The following is a 25,717-nucleotide window of genomic DNA, read 5'->3' as shown; positions in this document are numbered from 1 at the left end:
AAAACCGTCAGCGAACTGACGGTCTTTTATTATCTAAATTACGAAAGATCAACCGACACGGTAGTTTGGTGCTTCTTTAGTAATTGTCACATCATGAACATGCGACTCAGACATACCTGCTGAAGTAATTTTCACAAATTTCGCATTTTGACGTAGATCTTCAATCACAGATGAACCCGTATAACCCATAGAAGAACGTAAACCGCCCATCATTTGGTGTACGATATTACCCATTGGACCTTTGTATGGCACACGACCTTCAATGCCTTCTGGTACTAACTTTTCAGCGCCTGCTTTAGAGTCTTGGAAATAACGATCAGCGGAACCTGTTGCCCCTGCCATCGCACCCAATGAACCCATGCCACGATATGCTTTATAGTAACGACCTTGGAAAAATTCAACTTCACCTGGCGCTTCTTCAGTCCCTGCAAGGAGTGAACCGACCATGATCGTGCTCGCACCTGCGCCAATTGCTTTCGCCATATCGCCAGAGAAACGAATACCACCATCTGCGATCAATGGAATTTGATCTTTTAGTGCATTCGCAACGCTATCAATTGCCGAAATCTGCGGCATACCGATACCTGCCACAATACGTGTGGTACAAATCGAACCAGGACCGATACCCACTTTAACGGCATCTGCACCTGCATCTAACAATGCTAAGGCTGCATCACCTGTTGCAATGTTTCCACCAATTACTTGAACTTGTGGATAGTTTGCTTTTACCCAACGTACACGTTCAATCACACCTGCTGAGTGACCGTGTGCCGTATCCACGACAATCGCATCGACACCCGCATCGACCAATGCTTCCACACGGCTTGGTGTTTCTACACCTGTACCGACTGCAGCACCCACACGTAAACGACCGAGGTCATCTTTACAGCTGCTTGGATAGCTTTCCGCTTTACGGAAGTCAGTGACTGTAATTAAACCTTTGAGTTCGTTGTGTTCACCAACGACTAAAACTTTTTCAATACGATGCTTTTGCAGCAATGCTTGAATATTTTCTTTCGACTCACCTTCACGAACAGTCACCAAACGGTCTTGACCCGTCATGATGTTGCTTACAGGTTGTTCAAGATTGGTTTCAAAGCGTGTATCACGACCTGTGACAATACCCACCACTTTGCCATCTTTTACAACAGGCACACCGCTAATATTATTGGCTTGGGTAATCGCAATCAGCTCACGCACTGTGGTTTCAGGGCTAACTGTAATTGGATCTTTTACCATCCCAGCTTCAAATTTTTTCACACGGCGAACTTCGGCAGCTTGTGCAGCAATATCCATGTTCTTGTGCAAAATACCAATACCACCGTTTTGCGCCATTGCAATCGCCATACGTGACTCAGTCACTGTATCCATTGCGGCTGAAACGAGAGGGATATTCAAATTAATACCGCGTGTGAATCGTGTCTTTAAAGAGACATCTTTTGGGAGAACAGTTGAGTAGGCAGGAAGTAATAAGACATCATCGAAGGTTAACGCTTCTTGAACGATGGTCAGCATAACAATCTCACTGGTAATTTCCGTGAGCTATTATATACAAATTTCGATGTGATTTTCATTTTCTATGATGAAAATAATTTTATAAGTCGCTAGAGTATGTTTTACACAACATCGGTTCTATGTACGTCGGTAAAATTACTCTAGCTGACCCGATCCGAATAATGATGACTGCTTTTGATTGGATACCATGACAAGCCATCAGATGATTTATATACTTGGTTTGCTGTGCTGATATCGCGCAATATCATCACTTTTCAAAAGCGAAGTCCCTTCACTAATTCACTCATCAGGGTTTATCCAACTGATTGCCTACGAATTCATTTAAGCAGGGCAACTAAAAACATATTCATTCATTAAATCTACGCCGCACTCTAGCTGCTCAATCCAATCCAAAAATTGCTTGATCATTTCTTTACCGACAAATGCTGTACCGTGCTGAGGCACAATCATATCAAGATCCATTTGGCGAACCATATTGACCCACAAGCGAATCACTTTATTGGAACACATATAACGCTGATGGAAGCCCTTCATTTTTTTGATGTGCGCTTCAAAATCAGTAATTGGTTGACTCGCATCATCAACGATCGAAGCCCCCATATCGCCTGAGAACAAAATCTTTGCCGTTGGGTCGTAAAACTGAAAATTACCGACTGAATGTAGAAAATGCGCGGGTACAGCAACAATCGAGGATTCACCGAGTGGAATAATCTGCCCAGTATCTGACAGTTCAATTAAACGCTCTTCCCAATTGCCCTTCATACGGTCACTCATAAATGCCGAATTCAAATGCGGTAAAAAGCGTGCCCACAATTTAGAAGCCACCACTTTGGCATCGGTATACACCAACCAACGTGGCATTGAGGTAATAATGTCGGGGTCTTGATGTGATGCCATCACATAATCCAAATTTTTCAACTTAGTATAACGACTCAGTTCCATTGTCAAGGGCACATAGGTGAGATCACCACCTGGATCTAAGACTGCTGCGCGCTCATGATCAATAATTAGAAATTGATTGGCTTGAATGCCTTCACCTTTGACTAAACTGGTAAAACTAATGCATTTATGCGTACCATTATCAAATAGTATTTGCGATGTAGTCCGCTCGAAACTCATGTCAACCCCATAAAAATTCTTTAAATATGAAATATTTTAATTCCTTAATAAAATAATGGGATTTTATTATTGTTTCAATCATATATTGGACTTTTATCGTAATTTATAAGAAAAGACCCATCACTTTTGGATGGGTCGATTTTTTATTTCAGATAATGTAGCGGTATCAAAAGAAATAATGCTGTACCAGTGCCGAAAGACCCACAACCAAGAAAATCGCAGCACCAATTTTATGAATCAACGAGATGGGTAATTTATCTGCCAATTTGTCGCCAATAAACACCGCAGGAGCATTAGCAAGCATCATTCCCACCGTCGTACCACACATCACCCAAAAAATACTGTCAAAACGTGCAGCTAAAGCAACCGTAGCAATTTGCGTCTTATCGCCAATTTCCGCCAAGAAAAATAAGATAAAGGTCGCACCGAACACGCCAAATTTTTGCCATTTATTAATACTTTCGGTTTCATCCCCTAATTCATCAGGAATGAGCATCCAGATCGCCATCCCAATAAAGCCAAGCGCAAGTATCCATAATAAAATTTCAGGGCTGAGTACAGTGGTAATCCATTGTCCTAAAACAGCGGAAATACCATGATTGATGGTGGTGGCTAACAAGATAGCGATCAGAATTGGAACAGGTTTACGGAAACGGGCTGCAAGTAAAAGCGCAAGTAATTGTGTTTTATCACCCATTTCTGCAAGGGCAACAATTGAAGTGGAAATGAGGAATTCATACATAGTTGAATGCTCTGGCTAGCAAAATATACCGATGACCTACCCCTCCTGCTAGCCAAAATCAAATAGATTGATGCAGAGTGGTAAATCAAAGGTCTTGCCAACAAAAGCACAGCTAAACAGCTGTTTTTGGTTCTTTGCTATGATGACCATGTTCTGTGGAACAATTATGTTGATCATCACCTCTTTACTTTGCGTAAAGAGCGGCTACTCCCCAATGAAGTGAGTGCATTTTACCAGACAATCAGGACTTTTTAAATCGTTATGTCCAAAACTTTTGGTAACCCCAAATCAGCAAGCGAGCAATACCGAGCAAAAAAGCTAAATTCACACTCAATCCAAAAAAACCAAAAATCCCCCAACCACTTGCACCACCAACATTTTGAGCTTGATATTCCATGCTAACCACAATTGTTGCAGCTAACACTTCCAAACCCATGACAATGTACATAACCCAATCTGATGCAAAATGTAGAAAATTGACCCACAAGCCCATTAATACAAAAATAATAAGTAATATCGGTAATACAACTCGATAAATGATTAACATCCTTACCCCCTTCTTTCAAATAAAAACGCGATCAATCTACATTACTTTTAGAGAAAAGCTTAAACAAATAAAGCCACATTTTGATCCTGAAAAAAATAGAAAACCCCGCTTGAGCGAGGTTTTCCAAATTTAAAAATATATTAGAGCAACAAGTTACGAATATCTTTTAAAAGCTTGGTCAACTTATTGGTAAAACGTGCAGCATCCGCACCATTAATAACACGGTGGTCATAAGACAATGACAATGGCAACATTAGACGAGGGTCAAAGTCTTTACCATTCCATACAGGTTGCATGGTTGCAGGCGAGATCCCTAAAATTGCCACTTGAGGCCAATTCACCAATGGCGTAAATGCAGTTCCACCAATACTACCTAAGCTGGTAATGGTGAAGTTAGCGCCTTGTAAATCTTTCGGCGACAATTTACGATCACGTGCTTTTTGACTCAATTCAGCCAATTCAGCTGCAATTTGCTTAATCGACTTTTGATCAGGATTACGCAATACAGGAACGGTTAAGCCATCTGGTGTTGCCACCGCGATTCCCATATGGATTTCGTTACGTAACAATACCGACTTTTGATCATCCGCTAAATGCCCAGCAAAATAAGGCTCTTCTTTCAGCAAATGAGCAACAGCTTTCGCAATAAAAGCCAAGATAGTCAGGCTCAAACCTTGCTTTTTAAACCCATCTTTCAGTTCTCCACGCCACGCTTCAAGCTCAGTAATATCAGCCAAATCAAACTGTGTCACTTGTGGAATGAAGTTGTTCAATGACAACTGCGGCACAGACACTTGCTGTAAACGCGTCATCGCTTTCACCTCACCACCACCAAATGCGGTGAAATCTGGTAATGATGGCAGACCTGAAGCGACTGGAGCAGCTTGAACTGTTGGCGCTGCCTGCGGTGCTGTTAGGCGTGTTTTCACATGTGCGAACACATCTTCTTTTATTACACGACCATGCTCACCTGAAGCTTTAACCTGTCCAAGCACGACACCTAACTCACGTGCTAATTTACGTACCGCAGGCCCTGCATACACCTTCGCATTCGCAATTTCTTGCTCTTTGCTCAACTTTTCGGGTTGCGCTGAGGCTGTTTGTGAAGCAACTGCTGGCTGTGGCTTTGCTACTGTCGTCGTCGCTGTTGCGGCAACTGTAGGCTGAGCTTTTGGCACTGCCTGTGCAGCAGCCAAACCACTCACTTCAATCGTTGCCAAAGCGATACCTTGACGAACTTCTTGATTGAGTGAGACATGAATGGCTTTGACAATTCCAGCAGATGCGCTAGGGACTTCAACCGAAGCTTTGTCTGACTCGACCACACATAAGCTTTGTTGCGCTTCAACATAATCGCCAACGCTGACCAAGATTTCTGAAACCAAGGCTTTTTCCACACCGAGATCAGGCACTGTAATCTCGATTTCACCAGTTGTAGCCGATACAGGAACTGCTGCTTCTACTGGAGTTGGTTGTACTTCTGAAGCGACAGGAGCGGCGACTGTCGTTTTGACTTGAATCAACACCACGCCTTCTTTAACACTGTCACCTTCTTTAATCTGAATCGTTTCAACCACACCAGCAATCGAGCTTGGCACTTCTACGGTGGCTTTATCCGATTCAACCACCACGATGCTTTGCTCAGCCTCAATCTCATCACCGACTTTGACCAAGACTTCAGCAACCAATGCTTTTTCCACCCCAATATCTGGGACTTTTACATCAATCACTTGGCTTGCTGTCGCGGCAGGAGCGACTTGAGCTTGAATTGCAACTTCTACAGTTTGAGCCTCTGCTTTTGGTACTTCCGATTTCAGTGCTTCTTTCGCAGGTGCTTCAACAGCCGACTCAGATTCTAATTCAATTAACGCGACGCCTTCGGTGACTTCATCACCTTGTTGCACCAGAATACTTTTGACAATCCCAGCTGCGGTACTTGGTACTTCAACTGCCGCCTTATCTGATTCTAAAACCAAGAGACTATCTTCGACTGCAACATGATCGCCCACTTTTACCAAGATTTCGGCAACGATTGCCTTATCCACGCCAATATCAGGTGCTTGGATTTGCATAATTAGTTCCCCTCACCTGTTTGGCTTTCATGGTATGCCGCCACAGCTTGAACTTCAGGATGTGCCTGAGGTGCCCATGCCACGGGACGATCGGTATCTAGTTCAAAAGATGAGATTGCATCTTTGACTAAGCGATTTTCAACCTCGCCTTCATCTGCGAGTTTTTTCAAGGTTGCAACCACAATATGTGCGGCATCCACACCGAAATAGCTACGTAAATTAGCACGCGTATCTGAACGACCATAACCATCTGTACCTAATGTGACATATGGGCGATTGTCTGGTAGATAGGCACGGATTTGTTCGCTATAGGCACGCATATGATCGGTTGCAGACACCACAATTCCATCGGTATGACGTAATTGTTGTGACACCCAAGATTCTTGTGCTGTTTCAGCCAACGGATGTAAACGGTTATATTCATCACATGCCATACCATCACGTGCTAACTCGTTAAAGCTGGTCACGCTCCATACATTTGAATGGATTTGATATTCATCACGAAGAATTTTCGCTGCTTTAATGACTTCACGCAGAATGACACCAGACCCAAGCAGTTGAACACTTGCTTGCTCATCTTTCTGCAATAAGTACATACCGCGCTTAATGCCCTCTTCAACACCTTCTGGCATTTCAGGATGTTCATAGTTTTCATTCATCACAGTGAGGTAATAGAACACGCGTTCTTGATTTTGATACATGCGTTTTAAACCATCATGCACAATCACTGCGAGTTCATAACCAAAACAAGGATCGTAGGACACACAGTTTGGAATCGTGCCTGCCAAGATATGCGAATGACCATCTTGATGCTGTAAACCTTCTCCATTGAGTGTGGTACGACCTGCGGTTGCACCCAACAAGAAACCTTGTGCTTGAGCATCACCTGCCGCCCATGCAATATCACCAATGCGCTGGAAACCAAACATTGAGTAATACATATACATCGGAATCATTGGCAAGTTATTGGTTGAATAACTTGTGCCTAACGCAGCCCATGCGCTCATCGCACCTGCTTCGTTAATCCCTTCTTGTAACATGTGACCATCTTTTGCCTCACGATAATTCATGAGCTGTTCATTGTCTTCAGGTGTATATTTTTGTCCGTGAGCCGCGTAAATACCGAGCTGACGGAACATCCCTTCTAAACCAAAGGTACGTGCTTCATCAGGAACGATTGGCACCACATGATCTTTAATCGCTTTTTCTTTCAATAACGCGGCGATCAAACGCACCATTAACATGGTGGTTGATTGTTCTTTACCACCGCTGCCTTTGAGTACACCATCAAACACTGAAAGTTCAGGGATCGGTAAAGCTGCACTTTCTTTACGTCGAGCAGGCAAATAACCACCTAAAGCTTCGCGACGCGCTTTCATATATTTTAATTCTGGCGAGTTTTCTGCTGGACGATAGAATGGTAACTCTTCAAGTTGCTCATCATTAAATGGCAAATTAAAACGATCACGGACATACTTTAATGAATCAATCTGCATTTTTTTGATTTGGTGCGTTTTATTCACCGCTTCAATTTCTTCAGACAAACCGTAACCTTTAACCGTTTTTGCAAGGATAACAGTAGGTTGACCCTTGGCTTTCATTGCTTCTGCATAAGCAGCAAAAACTTTGTACGGGTCGTGACCACCACGGTTAAGATTATCGATGTCTTCATCGCTTAAATCTTTTACCAGTTCCGCAGCTTCTGGGTACTTGCCAAAGAATTTCTCACGGGTATATGCACCACCTTTCACTTGATAGCGCTGGTACTCACCATCCACTGTTTCTTCCATGACCGCTTTTAAAGCGCCTGAAGCATCTTGCGCCAGTAGTGGATCCCAATGACGACCCCACACCACTTTAATGACACGCCATCCCGCACCACGGAATAAAGATTCTAATTCTTGAATAATTTTACCGTTACCACGTACAGGACCATCTAGGCGCTGTAAGTTACAGTTCACGACCCAAATCAGGTTATCCAGCTTTTCACGACCGGCAAGCGAAATTGCACCCGTACTTTCTGGCTCATCCATCTCACCATCGCCAAGATATGCCCAGACTTTACGATTTTCTTCTTTAATCAAACCACGATTCATCAAGTACTTTTGAATGTGTGCTTGGTAAATCGACATAATTGGACCCAAACCCATAGATACAGTTGGGAACTGCCAATAGTCAGGCATTAAATAAGGATGTGGATAGCTTGGTAGACCATTCCCCCCCACCTCCCGGCGGAAATTATTGAGTTGATCTTCAGTTAAACGCCCTTCTAAAAAAGAACGCGCATAAATCCCTGGGGCACAATGACCTTGATAATAGATCATGTCGCCGCCAAAGTTATCTGAGCCTGCACGGAAGAAATGGTTAAAACCAACATCATACAATGTTGCAGATGATGCAAAACTCGCAAGATGACCACCCAGATCATCGCCTGTCTTATTTGCACGTAATACCGTCGCCAAAGCGTTCCAGCGAATCAAAGCACGAATACGGCGCTCCATATCTTGATCGCCCGGCATCGCAGGTTGCTCTTCAACTGAAATGGTATTGAGATAAGGTGTATTTAAGCGTTGGATTGGAACGTGTTTCGCAATTGCCCGTTGATAAAGTTTTTCTAGTAAGAAGGCAGCACGCTCCGTGCCCATATGTTGTAATACTGAATCAAATGCTTCTTGCCATTCTTGGGTTTCTTGCGCGTCAGAGTCGCCATAAAACGCCATACAATTCACCTTTTCCCTTAAGTTATTTTGTCGGTACTATTTTTATCATGTTTTGCTTGAGTAGAGATATTGCCCCAAATGAATACAAAATCTCTTAATATTTTTTCGCTAAATAGTCATTGACCCAAATGAAACAAAAAATAGCAGAATAGATCAATAAATCAAATAATTTAACCATTGTAAATTACTTTAATTAAAAACATCGGCTCCATAAAATTAAATCACAAAAATAGGGCGTAATACAAAATGTCAAATCAAGAAAATATTGATATAACACAACTGTATAAAGATGGAGTATGGATTGATGAAAGAACTGGATTAATGTGGTCAAGACCGAGTCTAGGACAACAATGGCAAAAAGGCAAAGCAATAGGGAGTGCAGAAGAATTTGATTTCTTCCAAGCACAGCAAACTGCAACAACATTTACTTTAGCAGGCTTTAATGATTGGCAAGTACCCACATTAGATGAACTAAAAACCTTACTCCGAGACAAGAAAAAAGCAGGCTATGATTGTCCTAAAGGGGCTTTATTCCGCCCGATAGAAGGCTCAACATGGTGGGGATGGTTTTGGTCTTCAACTGGTGGGGGGACCTATTCCCAAATAGTTGCATTTACTGATGGCACAGCAAATTTTACCTTTAGCGAAAACAAAAATTATGTTCGTCTAGTTCGTCATTGCCCAGATACACTCAAGACTCAGTTTATCCATGCCAGTGAAAATTAGGAATAGTCACCTATTAATACAAAAAATCGCCCACAAAGGCGATTTTTTGTATTAATAGACAACTGTTAACAAATCATTCTTAAGGTAACATTGCCAAGTAGGTTGATGGATTTTTACGCTGACCATCTTTTACCACTTCAAAGTGCAAATGTGGCCCTGTACAACGACCTGTACACCCTACATTAGCGATATGTTCACCTGCATCCACGCGATCACCCGCATTAACCATTAAGCGTGATGCATGTGCATAACGTGTGATATAGCCATTGCCATGGTCAATCTCAACATATTGACCGTAACCTGAGCCCCAACCTGATTTGGTCACCACACCAGAACCTGTTGAATAAATCGGTGTACCTGATGGTGCTGCTAAATCAACGCCTGAATGATGACGAGTTGTTCCCAATAAAGTGCGATTACCCCAAGTCGAACTAACACGCCCTTCTTGTAAAGGATGGCTTACTAACCAAGAATAACCTGTATTTGTCGAAAATGAAGGTGCATTATCTGAAGTAGAAATCGCTGAACGGCCATATTTCTTTTCAATTGTTGCATTATTTAGTTCAATGCTTTTTTCACGAAGTTTAACCGATACATTCGATACAGCAGGTAAGTCGATATCATCAGGATGACTGTACGAACCTTGAGCCAAAGTTTTAGATAACTGTTCTAGGCGGTCACCGTCTGCTGCCTGACCAATATTCTGGTAATCTGCAAAAGCAACTGAAGCAGCTGAAGCAGCCAATGAAAATGCAAGTAAAATACGACGCGGATGCATAAAAAACCTCTTGAAACCGTCCTTAAATAGTTCCTTTATCATCTCTTCCTTGATAATAGTTAAAATGAACGCTTAAGATGAGCAGATAACCTCGAAGGAAGTTAACATGTCTGAACCTAGCAACGTTTTTCAACAGAAAGGACAACACATAAAAACTGGAAACTTAACGTTTCTGACTACGCAAGTGACTCAATGGAAACAACTTACGAAAATTATTCAACCCTTACTGCCCCAACCAGAGCAATGGCAGGTTGTTTGTTATCAACATGGTGTTTTGATTATAACTGGTGAAAATCAAGCGATGATTAGTCAACTCAGCTATTTACAAAGCCACTATGTTGCGCAGTTAGCTCAATTAGAAGGACTCAAAGACTTACGAAAAATCCAAGTTCGCCTAAGAAACAAAATGAATGTTCCTCGTGAACCTTCTCCCCCATCTAAAACACTTACTTCAGAGACCCAAGAACAATTACGTAGTGCCGCTGAATATGTGAGCGACCCCAAGCTTAGCCAAGCTTTGCTACGTTTGGCAAGCAATAAAAAGTAAACTACTTATATTAAGGAAGGGAATCCCGATCTATTTTATGTGACAGAAATCTCAATCTGTATTGTTACAACATAACACAACCAATAAAAGACAAGGACTTATGTCACACTTACATAAGGAATTGGACAATCATTCTCGTTATTAAATGTTACAATTTCATAACTGCTTGGATCATTTTTAACATTGCGCAATAACTGGTTATTGAGCGCATGTCCTGATTTATAACCATCAAACTTGGCAATAATTTGATGTCCAAGCAAATATAAGTCACCAACAGCATCTAAAATCTTGTGACGCACAAACTCATCCGCAAAGCGCAAACCTTCTTCGTTGACTACACCTGTATCATCCACACCAATCGCATTGTCCAGACTTGCACCCAAAGCAAGGTTATTCGCCTTTAGATAATCAAGATCTTTCATAAAACCAAAGGTTCGCGCTTCACTCACCTCATACACAAAGGTTTCTGTTGAGAAATCAATGGACACAGATTGATATTCTTTGGCAAAAGCTGGATGATCAAAGTCGATGGTAAAATTGAGCTGAAAACCTGAATGAGGGGTAAAAATAGCATGCTTATCGTCGATTAGTGCTTCAACAGGTTTTAAAATTTTTATAAATTTCTTTGGGGCATTTTGCTCCGCCAACTCACCTTGCATGAGTAAATAGATAAATGGTCCTGCACTACCATCCATAATTGGAACTTCTGAAGCAGAAACCTCCACAATTAAGTTATCAATACCTAGCCCCGCAATTGCGCTCATGACATGCTCAATCGTTCCCACTTTAATATCTTCACGGACAAGGTTGGAACACATAAAGGCTTCTTGGATCAACATTGCATTGGCTTGGATCTCGACAGGCGGGTTTAAGTCGATACGGCGAAAGACAATACCTCCATCAATATGGTGTGGAACAAAATTAATCAGCACCTTTTGACCGCTGTGCAGACCAATACCGCTCGCTTTTACCACACGTTTGAGAGTACGTTGTTTCACCATGCCATGCCAACTTCATTTGCAAAAACCGATATAAGTTAGCATATTTTGCCATTTTAAAAAAATAAAAAAGGGAGCAATTACTTACTCCCTTCGTGTAAATATATGATTTTATTATTTGCGCTGCTGATTTTTCAAATAATCTTGAATGCTCATTGGCGATGAACGCGGTGTAGAACTTGGTGCAGCAGTTGCGGGAACTTCTACATTTGCACGTTTACTAATCGCTGGAACATCATCCTCATCAACAGATTGTGGTGCAACTTGAACAGGCTTATGAGCAACAACACTGCGTTTTTTATGCTCAACTTCACTCGCGTTACGGGTTAAACCTGTTGCGATTACAGTAACACGAAGTTCATCACGTGCATCTGGATCAAATACCGTACCGTAGAAAATTTCACCTTCATCCAAATCAACAATTTGGTTCACGACATCGGTAATGATTTCTGTTTCACGTAAAGTAATATCATCACCACCTGTGATGTTAATCAATACGCCTTTCGCATTGATAATATTTACATTATCAAGTAATGGACTGCGGATTGCTTGCTCAGCAGCTTGGCGAGCACGATCTTCACCACGACCCAAACCAGCACCCATCATCGCATAACCACGGGTACTCATGGCTGTTTTCAAATCAGCAAAGTCGAGGTTAATATGACCACGATTGACAACTAAATCAAAAATACTGCGCACCGCATTTAACAATACATCATCTGCCTTTTTATAGGCATCTTTCATTGAAATATCACCATAAACGCTGAGTAAACGTTGGTTCGGAATAATAATTAATGAGTCAACATGTGCTTCTAACGCATCAATCCCTTTTTCAGCAGACTTTTGACGGCGACGACCTTCAAAGTTAAACGGTGTTGTCACCACACCTACAGTCAAAATACCCATTTCTTTGGCCACTTCAGCCACCACTGGTGCTGCTCCAGTACCTGTACCACCGCCCATACCTGCGGTTACAAATACCATATCCGTGCCTTCTAAGTGTTGACGAATCACTTCACGGCTTTCTTCAGCAGCAATTTGACCCACCTCAGGATTCGCACCTGCACCTAAACCACGGGTACTTTGTTCGCCAAGTTGGATTTTAAATGGGGCGTTCATACTATCAAGAGCTTGCTTGTCCGTATTGGCACAAACAAATTTTACACCTTGAATATCAGATTGCACCATATGTTGGACAGCATTACCGCCACCACCACCCACACCAAATACTGTGAAACGGGCTTGACCGTTGCCATCGTCTAGTTCATCTTCTATAAATTCAAATGAGGCCATGACCTTTAGATTTCCTAATATATTAAGTGGCAGTCACTTCAGCCCGTTACTGCCCTGATTTTTAAAACAACCGATGTTTAGGATGCTGTTCAATAATACCTAGCTTGTCAAGTACAGCGACTCACTATTACAACTTCCTAACAATTTTTCCCCAAAATAAGTACAACTTAAAATATGGCTTTTAATTTGCTATTTAATGCATTCCAACCATTTGCAACACGATCCATAAAACTACGATCATTGGCTTCTTCTGGCTCTTCGACTGCATCCTGCAAGTCACTTTGGCTAAACATCAACAACCCAGAAGCCGTCGCATACATTGATCGACGTAATGCAGCTAAATGTTGATCATCGGCATATACTTGCAAAGGTGGATTACCTAAATGGGCTGATACACCAAGCATACGACGTGCCAAATTGACCATACCTTCAATTTGACAGGCATCGCCTGTGAGTACAACCCCATGATATAAACCATGTATTGCACCACTATGCTCCAACTCTTCACGAATTAATGTAAAGATCTCTTCATAGCGCGCAATAATAATTTCTGCAAGTTCAATACGACTAATGGTTTGTGGTCCATCAATCGCTTGTACTTGAATCATATGATCTGGCTTTACCACACTCAGATCGACACAGCCATGTAAAATTTTAATGCGCTCTGCTTCTTCCGTTGTGGTTTGTAAAACCGCCGCAATATCACGAGTGACATTTTCACCACCACGCTGCAAAGTGCGTACTAATGCTAAACGTCCATCTAAATACACAGCAGTATTGGTAATTCCTGCACCAATATCGACTAGACAAACACCATACTCTTTTTCATCTTTGAGTAGACTTGCTTCGGCTGTTGCCAAGCAAGACACCACCATTTTTTCCACCCCGATATTGGCCCCTTTCATAGCTCGATCAAGGTTTTGCATAGTGCTAATCGGCATCATCATTAATTGATAATGACCTGTCATACTATGTGCAGCCATGTTCACTGGGTTCTGTACCCATTCAGCTGAATCACCTAGCTCAAAGCCTAATGGCACAGCACTCGCAAGATAATAATCTGGTGAGACATGACTGGCTTTTGCCAACTCCAGTGCTCTAACCACTTCATTTGTCGTAATAATATGATCATGATTGGCAACAGGAGTTCGACCTGAAGCATAAAAACTTTGCAACTCAGTACTTGGAATAGACACCCATGCACTATGAATACGGCACTCCGCCATATCTTCGGCTTCAGAAACCGCATTTTTGATTGCCGCAATCACCTTATCTAAGCTGACAATTTTGCCTTTAACCATGCCTCGATTGCGAGCAGTTGCCATGCCAATCACTTGGATCTTATCCGGTGCATGGACCTTACCAATTAAAACTGAGACTTTATGTGTCCCAATATCAATCGCAACAACTGAGGAAACAGCTTCACTCATTACTTCATTACCATATCTTTTGTTGTTTAGTACGGGCAAACTGCCGTTATTTTCAAGCCACATATTATGGCTTTGCCTGAATTGCCCCTGCAAGGCTTGTGTCATCAATCGTTACAACTAACTGACCATTAACAATCTTTGGCGGAATTGCGTTTTTCCATTGAATGGCAAGACCATTCCGATAACGCAAATCAATGGCTGAGATTTTAGACCATACAGGTTTTAAGTCCGTTTGTGCCAAATGGCTTAAGCGCTGGAGCTTATTCATGGTTTGATCTTGATCCACAATAATCCGCAGACCCGAATCAAACTGCATAAACCAAGTCATTCGCTCAGTTAAATACAATTCTTTTAATCTTAAATTCGCAGGATGAAACAATTGATTAATTTCATTATAGCGACGCATCATCATTTTGGATTGGCTGACTGGACCATGTAGCAGTGGCAAGTTTGGATGTACTTTTAACACAGCCTCACTAAACACATCGCCATTATCACTGAGCAAACGCCCTGTTCCCCAACGTGCAATTGCATGACGCGGCATCACCCGCACGCGAATTGCATTAGGCCAAGCTCGTGATACCACGACACGGTCTACCCAAGAAACTTTTAACGCTTGATCTCGAATTTGCTCGAGATCAGAAGTGAAATAGTTATCTTTTATTATTGGGCTCAGATATTGCACTAACTGTTGACTTTCAACATCTGAACTGGTTCCAACCACCTGCAATTGTGCGACTTTCGCATCAGTCATCACTTTATATAAGCCATACAGACCAATTGCCAATACAGCAAAAGCAATGATCAACAACGCCCAACCACCCGCATTCACCATCTTTTGTTTAGGCGAAGGCGGTTTCTCATGAATCGAGCTAATGGCTGGTCGTGTTTTACGACGCATAGAAGCAGGGAGTTGAGCCATATATAATTAAGCCGACTTTGTTAAAGTTTGCTCTAAAATCGCAACACAGAGCTGATCAAAACTATAACCTACCGCTTGAGCTGCTTTAGGTACTAAAGAATGACTGGTCATTCCCGGTACGGTATTGACTTCGAGCAACCAGAAATTGCCTTGCTCATCTTGCATGGCATCAATACGTCCCCAACCTTCTGCACCAACTGCTTGAAAAGCGCGTAGACAAAGTGCTTGTAAGTTTTGCTCTTCCGACTCTGTTAGGCCGCAAGGAATGCCATACTGCACATCATCACGTTGGTATTTTGCTTCATAGTCATAAAAAGCAACATCTGCTGGCGGTTGTAAACGAATCACAGGCAGAGGTTGTCCATTCAAGAATGAAATGGTGAACTCACGACCTGTAATCCACTTTTCTGCCATCACTACAGCATCATGTTGTGTTGCTTTCTCAATCGCAGCCGCAAAATCTTCTGCTTTTTCAACCTTACTCATGCCAACACTTGAACCCTCATGTACTGGCTTGATAATGACAGGTAATCCTAAGTCTGCCACGACAGCATCTAGGTCAGAATCTTTGGTAATAATGCGATATGGTGCGGTCGGTAAATCGCTCCCTTGCCAAACTTGCTTAGTTTTGACTTTATCCATCCCAATCGCAGAACCCTGCACACCCGTGCCTGTATATGGGAGGTTTAACCATTCCAATACACCTTGGATCTGACCATCTTCACCACCACGACCATGCAATACGATAAAAGCACGATCATAACCCACTAACTCAGTCACGCTACGCGCTTGTGGATCAAATGCTTCTGCTTGCACACCTGAGCGCAATAGCGCTTCTAAAACGGCTTGACCACTATCCAATGACACAGCACGTTCAGCTGACTTCCCACCAAACAACACAGCAACTTTGCCGAATTTTGCAGCATTTGACACGTTTATATCCTTAAAAAAACTTCATATATTCTATTAAATCCCTCCCCACCTCCCTTTTCAAAGGGAGGAGTTCCCCCTTTAACAAAGGGGGTTAGGGGGATTTGGCATACAAGCGATGCTGAGCCAATTCTACTGAAATTGCACCAACGTTACCCGCGCCTTGTGTTAATAACAGGTCATCCGCTTGTAACACTTTTTGTAAAACATTCGGTAAATTACCATCAACAGGGTCAACCAAGATCGGCTCGACCTCACCACGTAAACGAATACTACGTGCTAAAGCACGACTATCTGCACCCACGATTGGCTTTTCACCTGCTGGATAAACTTCCAACAATAACAATTGATCAACTTGTGATAGCACGTCCACAAAGTCATCAAAACAATCACGGGTACGGCTAAAACGATGCGGTTGGAATAACATGACTAAACGACGATTTGGATGGCTAGCACGTGCCGCTTTAATGGTTGCCTCAACTTCTTTTGGATGATGACCATAATCATCGACCAATTTCACTAAGCCTTCGCCGACTTCAAATTCACCTTGAACTTGGAAGCGACGTCCCACACCACTAAAGCTCTCTAAAGCACGACAAATCGCACCATCAGAAACACCTTCATCCGTTGCTACGCCAATCGCTGCCAATGCATTTAAAACATTATGCAAACCTGGTTGGTTAATCGTGACACGTAAAGGTTCACGGTCTTTACGCAACACCGTGAAATGCGATTGCATACCTTCTTGTAACACATCCACAGCACGAATATCGTTATCTTCATCAAAACCATAGGTCAACGTTGGGCGACCAATACGAGGAAGAATCTCACGAATATTGGCATCATCCCCACAAACCACAGCCAAGCCATAGAATGGTAAATTATGTAAGAACTGAATAAAGGTATCTTTTAATTTATCAAAGCTACCTTCATAGGTATCCATATGGTCTGCATCGATATTGGTAACAATCGCTGCCATGGGTTGCAAATACAAGAATGATGCATCTGATTCATCCGCTTCTGCCACGATAAAACGGCTTTCACCCAACGCAGCATTCACACCTGTACTATTCAGCAAACCACCAATCACATAAGTCGGATCAAGGTTTTCTTCTGCCAACATCGTCGTTAACAAACTCGTTGTCGTGGTTTTACCATGTGTTCCAGCCACTGCAATCCCATGACGGTAGCGCATTAACTCACCGAGCATTTCTGCACGACGTACAATTGGCGTACGTTGTTCAATCGCAGCTTTAATCTCAGGGTTCTCAGGATCAATCGCTGTTGAAACCACCAATACATTGGCATTTTTAATATTATCAGCCGAGTGCCCAATATAAACTTTAATACCATTGCTTTCGAGTTGCGCTGTGGTCTTAGAGGCTTTAATGTCTGAGCCTGAAATTTTATAGCCTTGGTTCGCCAATACTTCGGCGATACCACACATCCCCGCACCACCAATACCAACAAAGTGGATATGTTTAATACGGCGCATTTCTGGCACTTTAATCAGCTTTTTGGCTTGGTTTGGATTTGTTGGAGACATAAATAAACTCGAATTACAATTTTTTAATCAGATCAACCACATGCTGCGTCGCATTCGGTTGTGCTTGTTGACGTGCTTTAATTGCCATTTCAGAGAGTAACTGGCGATTCAGTAAAGTCGCTAACAGTTCATCCAAAACAGCAGGTGTCATTTCCGCTTGCTGGCAAATCTTCGCAGCACCTACATTTGCCAAAAATCTAGCATTTGCGGTTTGATGATCATCCACTGCGATCGGTAACGGTACAAAAACGGCAGCTAAACCTGCTGTCGCGACCTCAGTTACTGTTAATGCACCTGCACGGCAAATAATTAAATCTGCATCACTATAGGCTTTTGCCATATCGTGAATAAATGGCTCAACTTGAATATTCAAACTTGCAGGCGCACCCTGATAACGCTCACGCGTTGTATCTTGCTGATTTTGACCACATTGATGAAACACATTTAACGCGACATTGACCTTTATCAAAGCTTCAGGCAAACGTTCATTCAGCGCTTGCGCCCCCAACGATCCACCCACAATCAAAACATTGATTGGAGCTTGTTCTTGTTCACGGGTTTGATAACGCCATGATGGATTCAAAATCGCCGTAATTTCAGCACGCACAGGATTGCCTGTGGTCACCACTTTATCACTAGTTGGAAAGGTATTTGGAAAAGCCTGACAAACTGTTTTGGCAATACGCGCCAATTGGGTATTGGTAAATCCTGCAATCGCATTCTGCTCATGGATCAACACAGGAATACCCAACAAACGTGCAGCCAAGCCCCCTGGCCCAGCGACATAACCACCAAAGCCTGCAACCGCATCAATGTTTAATTGCTTCATATAGCGCATCGCGCTTAAAGTCGCTTTTAAAATTTTAAACGGTGCGCTGAGCTTACGTAAAATACCATTCCCACGTACGCCTTGAATATCAATTTGATAAATCGGAATATTTTGATCTTTGAGTAACCGATTTTCCATTCCTGTAGGCGTCGCTAACCAAGAAACTTGGCAGCCTTCTTGTTGCAGTTGTTTGGCAACGGCAAGCGCAGGGAAAACATGCCCACCTGTACCAGCGGCCATCATCATGACATGTTTAGCTTTGTTCTGTGGTGAATTGGTCACGGTCTAATTCTTCAACTCAAAAGAAGGTTATCGTCTATTGTTTTCGGAAGTTATTCTAATCCTAAAGCTTCGTTCACGAAAAGCGAATTTCACCTGTTTACAACAGAAAGCTTGGCTTTTTTCAATTCTTTGCTGAAAACAAGGTTCTGTCGATATCCAAATGCCCATTTGCTCACAAATTTAAGCGAAATACAAACGGGCAGTTTGGTCAAAAAATAGTTTTTTTAGTTTTTACGACTGGCTTCTAAAACATCGAAAAGATCATCTGCAATCGAGGTTCCAAATTGTGCATCAATCTCACGGATACAGGTCGGACTGGTCACATTAATTTCAGTCACATAATTACCAATCACATCAAGACCGACAAAAACCAAACCTTTTTCACGGAGGAAAGGCCCTACTTTTGCCGCAATCATTTTGTCATTTTCAGTGAGTGGACGTGCCTGACCTAGACCACCTGCCGCCAAATTACCACGCACCTCACCGTTTTGAGGAATACGTGCCAAGCAATAGGGAATCGGCTCACCATTCACCATCAAGATACGCTTATCCCCTTCAACAATTTCAGGAATATAGCGTTGTGCCATGATTGGACATGTTCCCATTTCGGTGAGCATTTCCAGAGTTGAACCAATATTTACCCCATCTTGGTATAAACGGAAAATCCCCATCCCCCCCATACCATCGAGTGGTTTTACAATCACATCACCATGTTCTTTAATAAATTCACGAATTAGGCTTTGTTGAGACGTCACCAAAGTCGGTACTTGTAACTCTGGGAATTGAGTTGCGAACAGCTTTTCATTACAGTCACGTAGCGATTGTGGTTTGTTAATAATCCACGCACCTTCACGTTCAGCTTGTTCCAAAATATAAGTGGTATAGACAAAATTCATGTCAAACGGTGGGTCTTTACGCATCAGCACCACGTCATATGCAGCGAGCGATTCTTTTTGTTTTTCACCTAACTCATAATAATGATCATAATCTTCAAAAACTTGGAGTGGTGAAATCAAGCCAAAAGCTTTGCCTTGATCGATATATAAATCTTGCTGTAATGCATAACCCAATTCATGACCGCGACGGCTTGCCGCCCATAACATTGCCATCGTGGAATCTTTCTTAAGATTCACCGTTTCGATTGGGTCCATCACCACAAGTACACGCATAGTTTGACGCTCATATTTTTAATCTTGGCAAAAAGTATAGCGAAGTTTAATGGTGATGTTTAAACAAGTTATGTAATTATTAAATCTAAAAAATTCTAATTTATTCAAATCACTAGATTCGATTTATTTAAATAGACGATTTTCTGATGATAAAAATTAAAAAATTACTGGTAGATGATTTCAATACCAGTAATTTGTAAAGCATTCAATTTTATATTCAACTTATGCCAACAGTTTTTGAATATCTTTGCTAATTTTTTCAGGTTTGGTGGTTGGTGAATAGCGTTTGATGACTTCACCATTTTGGTTAATCAAAAACTTGGTGAAATTCCATTTGATGCTTTCACTACCTAAGATGCATTTGGCTTCTGAAGTGAGATATTTATAAATCGGATGCGCATTTGAACCATTCACATCGACTTTGGCAAACATTGGAAATGATACGCCATAGTTACGCTGACAGAAGCTGCCAATTTCTTCATTACTTGATGGGTCTTGGTTGGCAAACTGGTTACATGGAAAGCCTAAAATCACCAAACCTTGTTGTTGATAGTCCTGATATAGCTTCTCAAGTCCTTCGAATTGTGGGGTTAAGCCACATTGGCTTGCAGTGTTCACTACCAACAAAACTTTGCCTTGATAGTCCGAAAAGTTCTTTTGCTCGCCTTCTAAAAGTTCAGCCTGAAAATCATAAATTGTGGTCATACAACATCTCGCTCTGATTCAATCAATCTTATTTGCTTAATAGCTTTGTATATTTGTTCAGCTATGTTAATTAATATTGCACACAAATATCTTGTATGCAAGTTAATTATGCACAATATACTTTTTGCATTAATCAAACTATACTGTGAGTTCGCAAAGATGACGTTGAGGAGCAAAGCATGACTGAATTTTCTTACTTGGATAATCAAGTGTGTTTTGCAATGTATTCCGCGACCAATGCGATGATTCGTCAATATCGTCCCTTGCTTCAGGAATACGACCTGACCTATCCGCAATTTATTGTGCTGCTGGCTTTATATGAAAAGGACAATGTAACGTTGTCTGAAATTGGTCAAAAAACCTTTTTTGATTCGGGAACGCTGACACCAATTATTAAAAAACTTGAAGAAAAACAATTTTTAAAGCGCGTTGCGGTGAAAGAAGATGAGCGTATGAAAAAGGTCATCTTGCTGGAAAAAGCACTGTCAGCAAAAGATGAAATTACGTTAATTCCGTTTAAACTCGCCTGCTCTTTGGGTGTTGATCCAAATGATTTGGTGGCAATTCATAATCTATGCCATCGTTTTTTAAAGGGTTTGGAAGATTCTAAACTCGAAAGTCTGAGTGAATAAATGCAACAAGCCATTGTTGGTTTTCACTTGGACGCCGAAGGACATTTTGTTGCTGATCTCGCTTGTGGTCACACCCAGCATGTGCGCCATGACCCACCGTGGCAAAATCGCCCTTGGGTTTTGACTGAGCAAGGGCGTAATGAAACGTTAGGTATGAAGTTGGAATGTAAAAAGTGTGAGGACAAGTAATTCGCATAACGCCCACCATGTTAAATGTATGATTTATTTATAGATCCTTACTGAAGAAGATCACATCCATATTTAAAAAATTAGAAGTAAAGGTTTTAATAAATCCTAACTTCTTTAAAAGGTTATGAGCTGGTACATTTTGTTCTTCAGAAAATGCTATTACCTTTTTAAAATTTCTATTTTTCATGTCTTCTAGCAATCTTGAAGTAGCTTCAATGACATATCCTTGTCCTCGTTCGCTTTTGACCAATCTAAAACCCAATTCTGCTTCATCTGTCCCATCCACAGTACACATTTCAAAACCGCAGTAACCAACAATCTTATGGGTGTTTTTAGAGATAATGGCTAATTTTCCAAATCCATATCTTTCATAATGTTCTAAGATTTCATAAAAACGATTTGTTGCATCTTCAACATTCAATGTTCCGTTAGGTGAAAAAACCATGAAGTCTTTATCTTGAAATAGGGTGATAGCTTCATTTAAGTTTTCTTCAGCAAATGGTTTTAATAATAAGTTTTTTGTTTCAAATACAGCCATTTTTCAATCTACCTAAAATCAACATAAGCCTTATGTGAAACACCTAAACTTTTTCTTTCCACATCAAAATCTTAAATTAAGACGTTCTAGGGTTCAGCGCACTGGCACGGTTTTTTTTAATTTTTCATGTTTCATGCTTATTTTTCAACAATTAATGAGTTAATTATTTCTCTTAACAACTAAACTCAATCCTTGACCTCAAGTTAAGTTGAGATTTTATAGTTGTCTTTTAAACTAAAAACATGGACAGATGAATGGATAACTCGAATAAAACTTTTCTCATATACGGCGTCAGTAAGGGACTAGGAAAAGCGATTGTTCAAACTATTCCAAAGCCAACAGATACCATCTATGGCGTATCTCGCACCCAACCACAAGAAATTCTAGACTTAAACTGGATCTGTACTGATCTCTCCAATTCTGAACAAGCTGTAAGTGATGTAAAGACTATGATTGGACAGCAAAAACTTGATGTGCTGATTTACAACGTGGGCATTTGGGAACAACGAGCTTTTAGCGACAACTATAATTTTGAAGATGTTTCTGCTACTGAAATAAACCAAATCATTAATACCAATATCACTACTTGTATCCAATCCATTCAATCTCTCATTGAAAATCTAAAACTATCTGATAACGCTAAAATCATTCTGATCGGTTCCACTTGGGGTGTTGAGAATCATAACGGTAAAGAACTTGTTTTCTCCGCAACTAAATTTGCCTTAAGGGGTATTGCACAATCACTACGAGAAATCTTACGTGAGCATTTAATTGGAGTAAGCGTGCTTAATCTAGGCTACCTTGCCAGTGAATATGAAATTGAAAAACCTGTTGAAGAAATTTTAGAAGAAACTAAATCTGCGTTAATTCCTTTGATAGATGTTATTCAGGCAATTCATTTTATTATTTCAACCAGTAAGGCAAGTTGTGTCAAAGAAATCTTGATGCCTGCGATGCTGGATAAGAATGTTTAGTTTTCCCTCTTAAATTGTGTTCATATCATTGAGGTTTGAACAAATAAAGGGTTTTGAAGAGCTAAACTTGATGTTGAAATATAAGAAGTATAGGAATGTAAAATTCAGCTAAGGTAAGTGTATTTAGGCAACTAAACATGCGTAAAAAATAAAAAAACATACCATAAGTGATTGTATTTTATTTATTAATTTAAATAACATACATATTTACTTTTTAGCTATTACTTATATTATGCGAGTTTTACTAAAAGTTTAAATGAATCATTAACCCTGATTTAAATTTCATTAAGTTATAGAATGTACAAACTTTTGACTTTATCACCTGTTTCACATGCAATTTAGATACGATATAAATGGCCTTAGAGCAATAGCGGTTCTTGCAGTTATTATTTTTCATTTTAATCCACAATGGTTACCCGGCGGATTTGCAGGTGTAGATGTCTTTTTTGTTATTTCTGGCTTTTTAATGACAGCTATTATTTTTAATAGCGTAGAAAAAAACTCTTTTAATTTATTCAAATTCTACAATGCTCGAGCTAACCGAATTATTCCTGTATTAGCAGCAATGTCTGCTGCACTGTTCGTATTTGGTTGGTTTTATTTAATACCAAATGATTATCGTGGTTTAGGTCAACAAGTTGAGAAAAGTTCCTTATTTATTTCAAACCTTCTTTTTGCAAAAGGAGGAGGATACTTTGATACGGCGGAGCATACGAAATGGCTACTCCATACGTGGTCACTCTCTGTTGAATGGCAATTCTATATTTTCTTTCCAATTATAATTATTGCTCTAAAAAAATACTTGAGTTTCAAAAATCTAAAACGTGTAGTGTTCGGATTATTTTTAGCGAGCTTTATTTATTGTATTTTCGCTACATACAAAGATAGTAAAACGGCTTATTTTTTACTCACAAGCCGAGCATGGGAGATGTTACTCGGTGGTTTAGCTTTCCTGTATCCTTGGTCACTTCAAAACAAATTTAAACAGATTACAGTTCAATCTTTAGGTCTAATCCTTATTGCAACTGCTTATGTTTTCATGTCAAAGGAGACATTATGGCCTGGTTATATGGCTCTAATCCCTGTCTTTGGTGCATATTTAATTCTTGTAAGTCATTATCAAAATAATTTCGTCATAACTAATCCTGCTTTTAGCTATATCGGAAAATGGTCGTATTCCATTTATGTCTGGCATTGGCCTTTAGTAGTTATTGGATTCTACTTTTCATTTGATAACTGGTGGATATACGGAATTCCACTTTCAATTTTACTTGGATTTTTAAGTTATCAATTTATTGAAAAGATCAATTTTCCACGATATTCATCTTGGAAAGATATATACAAAATTAAACCTTTTTATATATTTTTAATCATTTTATCTTGTGCTTACTATATTAAAAAAACGGATGGCGTTCCTTCACGACTGCCGGAAATCGCGAAAATTGCTGAGCAAGAAAGTAGCAACTCAAATCCTTATCAATGCGATTCAAGTTTAAGAAATCGTGCTGTAGAAGAATGTGAAATTGGTAATCAGAACAATATAAAAGCTGTAATTATTGGGGATAGTCATGCCGACTCTTTGACTACTGCTGTTGCTTCAGCGTTTGATTTAAAAAATGAAGGTATCATTTCTATCGTAACTGCAAGTTGCCCATTTTTATTGAATGCAAACATTCAAGACAAAATAAACCATGATGATTGTTATAACATTAATCAGAAACGCCTTAAAGTCATTAAGTCTAAAAAATATAAAAATCTGCCTATTATTTTAATCTCTAGGTTGCCAGTCTATCTTGAAGGCCAAAATGATATTGAACGCGTAAAAACTGAAGGCAATCAATCTTCTCTATATTTTCCAGATGATAAAATAGTTTCAAAAGATAAACTTTATACATTGGTTTCTAAAGACTTAACAGAAACGCTATGTCAACTATCTAAAAGCAATCCAACCTTTATCACTTATCCTGTTCCTGAATTTCCAATGAACATCCCTAAGACGATTGCTAAAAATTTATTCTTTAATCAACCTACTCCGATCACAATGTCTTATGAAAATTATTTAAATCGCTCATCTAAAGTAAGAAATATTATTCAGAATAGTGCTAAAGCGTGCGGAGTAACGACTATAGATCCAGCCAAAACATTATGTCCTGCTCAAGCATGTATATCTACTTATAAAAGCAGACCTATTTATCGTGATGGAGATCATTTAAGTGAATATGGAAATAAACTATTAACCCGAATCCTGTTTAAGCCACTGATTCCATAATTTGAATTTTTGGCTTATTTCGTTGGGTTAATTGATATGCACATAACGATGCATAAATCCCACTTAGAAATCCATGAATACTACGTGCCTTACTCGTCACTAAATTGTATTGTCCTTTCAATAAGCTAAATAACGTTTCTATCTTATTACGTTGTTTTAAGTGATATTCATCTTGTGCACAGAGTTGAACAGTCCGCATGTTCTTTCGATGATACGTAATTAAATCAATACCTTGATTCTTTAAC

The 25,717-nt window shown here is 40.4% G+C and carries 24 protein-coding genes and 1 riboswitch; of the genes, 6 read left to right on the top strand and 18 right to left on the bottom strand.

Annotated features, from left to right (window positions below):
* Positions 1–48 precede the first annotated feature (48 nt).
* From guaB to aceE, 6 genes are all read right to left on the bottom strand, one after another.
* Positions 49–1,515, bottom strand: coding sequence for an IMP dehydrogenase (gene guaB, locus C502_RS0113655; RefSeq protein WP_018679382.1), 1,467 nt, complete (start codon positions 1,513–1,515; stop codon positions 49–51).
* A gap of 321 nt (positions 1,516–1,836) precedes the next feature.
* Positions 1,837–2,634 carry an oxygen-binding di-iron domain-containing protein gene (locus C502_RS0113650; RefSeq protein ID WP_018679381.1) on the bottom strand — a complete coding sequence of 266 codons (798 nt, stop codon included), beginning with the start codon at positions 2,632–2,634 and terminating at the stop codon, positions 1,837–1,839.
* A gap of 166 nt (positions 2,635–2,800) precedes the next feature.
* Positions 2,801–3,376 (bottom strand): TMEM165/GDT1 family protein, encoded by a 576-nt coding sequence (locus tag C502_RS0113645; RefSeq protein ID WP_018679380.1) that lies wholly within the window; start codon positions 3,374–3,376, stop codon positions 2,801–2,803.
* Positions 3,377–3,459: 83 nt separating this feature from the next.
* Positions 3,460–3,601, bottom strand: a riboswitch (yybP-ykoY riboswitch).
* A gap of 34 nt (positions 3,602–3,635) precedes the next feature.
* Positions 3,636–3,923, bottom strand: a complete 288-nt coding sequence (locus tag C502_RS0113640; RefSeq protein ID WP_018679379.1) for a hypothetical protein — start codon at positions 3,921–3,923, stop codon at positions 3,636–3,638.
* 140 nt (positions 3,924–4,063) lie between these two features.
* Entirely contained in the window at positions 4,064–5,995 is a 1,932-nt protein-coding gene (locus tag C502_RS0113635) for a 2-oxo acid dehydrogenase subunit E2 (RefSeq protein WP_018679378.1), read from the bottom strand.
* Positions 5,996–5,997: 2 nt separating this feature from the next.
* Complete coding sequence (gene aceE / locus C502_RS0113630; protein ID WP_018679377.1) at positions 5,998–8,715, bottom strand: pyruvate dehydrogenase (acetyl-transferring), homodimeric type; 2,718 nt, start codon at positions 8,713–8,715, stop codon at positions 5,998–6,000.
* Positions 8,716–8,961: 246 nt separating this feature from the next.
* Between aceE and C502_RS18640 the strand changes: the two genes are divergently transcribed.
* Positions 8,962–9,441, top strand: coding sequence for an Lcl C-terminal domain-containing protein (locus C502_RS18640; protein ID WP_018679376.1), 480 nt, complete (start codon positions 8,962–8,964; stop codon positions 9,439–9,441).
* 79 nt (positions 9,442–9,520) lie between these two features.
* Here the strand turns inward: C502_RS18640 and C502_RS0113615 are convergent, their stop codons facing one another.
* Positions 9,521–10,219, bottom strand: coding sequence for a M23 family metallopeptidase (locus C502_RS0113615; protein WP_018679375.1), 699 nt, complete (start codon positions 10,217–10,219; stop codon positions 9,521–9,523).
* A gap of 106 nt (positions 10,220–10,325) precedes the next feature.
* Between C502_RS0113615 and C502_RS0113610 the strand changes: the two genes are divergently transcribed.
* Positions 10,326–10,766 carry a hypothetical protein gene (locus C502_RS0113610; RefSeq protein ID WP_018679374.1) on the top strand — a complete coding sequence of 147 codons (441 nt, stop codon included), beginning with the start codon at positions 10,326–10,328 and terminating at the stop codon, positions 10,764–10,766.
* Between the two features lie 98 nt (positions 10,767–10,864).
* Here C502_RS0113610 and lpxC read toward each other — a convergent pair whose 3' ends face one another.
* The 9 genes from lpxC to C502_RS0113565 all read right to left on the bottom strand — a co-directional run bounded on the left by lpxC (position 10,865) and on the right by C502_RS0113565 (position 20,870).
* Positions 10,865–11,767: a UDP-3-O-acyl-N-acetylglucosamine deacetylase gene (lpxC, locus tag C502_RS0113605; RefSeq protein WP_018679373.1), complete on the bottom strand. Its 903-nt coding sequence runs from the start codon at positions 11,765–11,767 to the stop codon at positions 10,865–10,867.
* Between the two features lie 111 nt (positions 11,768–11,878).
* Positions 11,879–13,057 carry a cell division protein FtsZ gene (gene ftsZ / locus C502_RS0113600; RefSeq protein WP_018679372.1) on the bottom strand — a complete coding sequence of 393 codons (1,179 nt, stop codon included), beginning with the start codon at positions 13,055–13,057 and terminating at the stop codon, positions 11,879–11,881.
* A gap of 167 nt (positions 13,058–13,224) precedes the next feature.
* Positions 13,225–14,487: a cell division protein FtsA gene (gene ftsA, locus C502_RS0113595; RefSeq protein WP_018679371.1), complete on the bottom strand. Its 1,263-nt coding sequence runs from the start codon at positions 14,485–14,487 to the stop codon at positions 13,225–13,227.
* 64 nt (positions 14,488–14,551) lie between these two features.
* On the bottom strand, positions 14,552–15,409 hold the full coding sequence (locus C502_RS0113590) for a cell division protein FtsQ/DivIB (protein ID WP_018679370.1): 858 nt from the start codon (positions 15,407–15,409) through the stop codon (positions 14,552–14,554).
* Between the two features lie 6 nt (positions 15,410–15,415).
* The gene (locus C502_RS0113585) at positions 15,416–16,342 is read right to left on the bottom strand and encodes a D-alanine--D-alanine ligase (RefSeq protein ID WP_018679369.1); all 927 of its coding nucleotides are present in this window, start codon (positions 16,340–16,342) and stop codon (positions 15,416–15,418) included.
* 91 nt (positions 16,343–16,433) lie between these two features.
* Positions 16,434–17,885 carry a UDP-N-acetylmuramate--L-alanine ligase gene (murC, locus tag C502_RS0113580; protein WP_018679368.1) on the bottom strand — a complete coding sequence of 484 codons (1,452 nt, stop codon included), beginning with the start codon at positions 17,883–17,885 and terminating at the stop codon, positions 16,434–16,436.
* A 13-nt stretch (positions 17,886–17,898) separates the two neighbouring features.
* Positions 17,899–18,996 (bottom strand): undecaprenyldiphospho-muramoylpentapeptide beta-N-acetylglucosaminyltransferase, encoded by a 1,098-nt coding sequence (murG, locus tag C502_RS0113575; protein ID WP_018679367.1) that lies wholly within the window; start codon positions 18,994–18,996, stop codon positions 17,899–17,901.
* A 224-nt stretch (positions 18,997–19,220) separates the two neighbouring features.
* Positions 19,221–20,165 (bottom strand): glutathione synthase, encoded by a 945-nt coding sequence (gene gshB / locus C502_RS0113570; protein WP_018679366.1) that lies wholly within the window; start codon positions 20,163–20,165, stop codon positions 19,221–19,223.
* A 222-nt stretch (positions 20,166–20,387) separates the two neighbouring features.
* Positions 20,388–20,870 (bottom strand): glutathione peroxidase, encoded by a 483-nt coding sequence (locus C502_RS0113565; RefSeq protein ID WP_018679365.1) that lies wholly within the window; start codon positions 20,868–20,870, stop codon positions 20,388–20,390.
* Between the two features lie 179 nt (positions 20,871–21,049).
* Between C502_RS0113565 and C502_RS0113560 the strand changes: the two genes are divergently transcribed.
* Positions 21,050–21,502 (top strand): MarR family winged helix-turn-helix transcriptional regulator, encoded by a 453-nt coding sequence (locus C502_RS0113560; protein WP_018679364.1) that lies wholly within the window; start codon positions 21,050–21,052, stop codon positions 21,500–21,502.
* Positions 21,503–21,691 carry a DUF3565 domain-containing protein gene (locus C502_RS0113555; protein ID WP_018679363.1) on the top strand — a complete coding sequence of 63 codons (189 nt, stop codon included), beginning with the start codon at positions 21,503–21,505 and terminating at the stop codon, positions 21,689–21,691.
* A gap of 37 nt (positions 21,692–21,728) precedes the next feature.
* Here C502_RS0113555 and C502_RS0113550 read toward each other — a convergent pair whose 3' ends face one another.
* Positions 21,729–22,229: a GNAT family N-acetyltransferase gene (locus C502_RS0113550; RefSeq protein WP_018679362.1), complete on the bottom strand. Its 501-nt coding sequence runs from the start codon at positions 22,227–22,229 to the stop codon at positions 21,729–21,731.
* A 254-nt stretch (positions 22,230–22,483) separates the two neighbouring features.
* Here C502_RS0113550 and C502_RS0113545 point away from each other — a divergent pair, with 254 nt between their 5' ends.
* Both C502_RS0113545 and C502_RS0113540 read left to right on the top strand, forming a co-directional pair.
* A complete protein-coding gene (locus C502_RS0113545; RefSeq protein WP_018679361.1) occupies positions 22,484–23,203 on the top strand; it encodes an SDR family oxidoreductase in 720 nt (239 codons plus the stop codon).
* 331 nt (positions 23,204–23,534) lie between these two features.
* Positions 23,535–25,472: an acyltransferase family protein gene (locus tag C502_RS0113540; RefSeq protein WP_018679360.1), complete on the top strand. Its 1,938-nt coding sequence runs from the start codon at positions 23,535–23,537 to the stop codon at positions 25,470–25,472.
* Here the strand turns inward: C502_RS0113540 and C502_RS18360 are convergent.
* Positions 25,453–25,717 (bottom strand): transposase (locus tag C502_RS18360; RefSeq protein WP_018677050.1); only part of this gene is annotated, 265 nt, incomplete at its 5' end. The genes C502_RS0113540 and C502_RS18360 overlap by 20 nt on opposite strands.

The sequence above is a fragment of the Acinetobacter tjernbergiae DSM 14971 = CIP 107465 genome (assembly GCF_000374425.1).
Taxonomy (GTDB): Bacteria; Pseudomonadota; Gammaproteobacteria; order Pseudomonadales; family Moraxellaceae; genus Acinetobacter; species Acinetobacter tjernbergiae.
The sequence above is the reverse complement of the archived record's forward strand: the minus strand, read 5'-3'. Positions and strand labels throughout refer to the sequence as shown.

What these genes read in the sequence shown, in the direction of transcription:
- guaB (WP_018679382.1), bottom strand. Translation starts at nt 1,515, where the DNA reads ATGCTGACCATCGTTCAAGAAGCGTTAACCTTCGATGATGTCTTATTA.
- C502_RS0113650 (WP_018679381.1), bottom strand. Translation starts at nt 2,634, where the DNA reads ATGAGTTTCGAGCGGACTACATCGCAAATACTATTTGATAATGGTACG.
- C502_RS0113645 (WP_018679380.1), bottom strand. Translation starts at nt 3,376, where the DNA reads ATGTATGAATTCCTCATTTCCACTTCAATTGTTGCCCTTGCAGAAATG.
- C502_RS0113640 (WP_018679379.1), bottom strand. Translation starts at nt 3,923, where the DNA reads ATGTTAATCATTTATCGAGTTGTATTACCGATATTACTTATTATTTTT.
- C502_RS0113635 (WP_018679378.1), bottom strand. Translation starts at nt 5,995, where the DNA reads ATGCAAATCCAAGCACCTGATATTGGCGTGGATAAGGCAATCGTTGCC.
- aceE (WP_018679377.1), bottom strand. Translation starts at nt 8,715, where the DNA reads ATGGCGTTTTATGGCGACTCTGACGCGCAAGAAACCCAAGAATGGCAA.
- C502_RS18640 (WP_018679376.1), top strand. Translation starts at nt 8,962, where the DNA reads ATGTCAAATCAAGAAAATATTGATATAACACAACTGTATAAAGATGGA.
- C502_RS0113615 (WP_018679375.1), bottom strand. Translation starts at nt 10,219, where the DNA reads ATGCATCCGCGTCGTATTTTACTTGCATTTTCATTGGCTGCTTCAGCT.
- C502_RS0113610 (WP_018679374.1), top strand. Translation starts at nt 10,326, where the DNA reads ATGTCTGAACCTAGCAACGTTTTTCAACAGAAAGGACAACACATAAAA.
- lpxC (WP_018679373.1), bottom strand. Translation starts at nt 11,767, where the DNA reads ATGGTGAAACAACGTACTCTCAAACGTGTGGTAAAAGCGAGCGGTATT.
- ftsZ (WP_018679372.1), bottom strand. Translation starts at nt 13,057, where the DNA reads ATGGCCTCATTTGAATTTATAGAAGATGAACTAGACGATGGCAACGGT.
- ftsA (WP_018679371.1), bottom strand. Translation starts at nt 14,487, where the DNA reads ATGAGTGAAGCTGTTTCCTCAGTTGTTGCGATTGATATTGGGACACAT.
- C502_RS0113590 (WP_018679370.1), bottom strand. Translation starts at nt 15,409, where the DNA reads ATGGCTCAACTCCCTGCTTCTATGCGTCGTAAAACACGACCAGCCATT.
- murC (WP_018679368.1), bottom strand. Translation starts at nt 17,885, where the DNA reads ATGTCTCCAACAAATCCAAACCAAGCCAAAAAGCTGATTAAAGTGCCA.
- gshB (WP_018679366.1), bottom strand. Translation starts at nt 20,165, where the DNA reads ATGCGTGTACTTGTGGTGATGGACCCAATCGAAACGGTGAATCTTAAG.
- C502_RS0113565 (WP_018679365.1), bottom strand. Translation starts at nt 20,870, where the DNA reads ATGACCACAATTTATGATTTTCAGGCTGAACTTTTAGAAGGCGAGCAA.
- C502_RS0113560 (WP_018679364.1), top strand. Translation starts at nt 21,050, where the DNA reads ATGACTGAATTTTCTTACTTGGATAATCAAGTGTGTTTTGCAATGTAT.
- C502_RS0113555 (WP_018679363.1), top strand. Translation starts at nt 21,503, where the DNA reads ATGCAACAAGCCATTGTTGGTTTTCACTTGGACGCCGAAGGACATTTT.
- C502_RS0113550 (WP_018679362.1), bottom strand. Translation starts at nt 22,229, where the DNA reads ATGGCTGTATTTGAAACAAAAAACTTATTATTAAAACCATTTGCTGAA.
- C502_RS0113545 (WP_018679361.1), top strand. Translation starts at nt 22,484, where the DNA reads ATGGATAACTCGAATAAAACTTTTCTCATATACGGCGTCAGTAAGGGA.
- C502_RS0113540 (WP_018679360.1), top strand. Translation starts at nt 23,535, where the DNA reads ATGCAATTTAGATACGATATAAATGGCCTTAGAGCAATAGCGGTTCTT.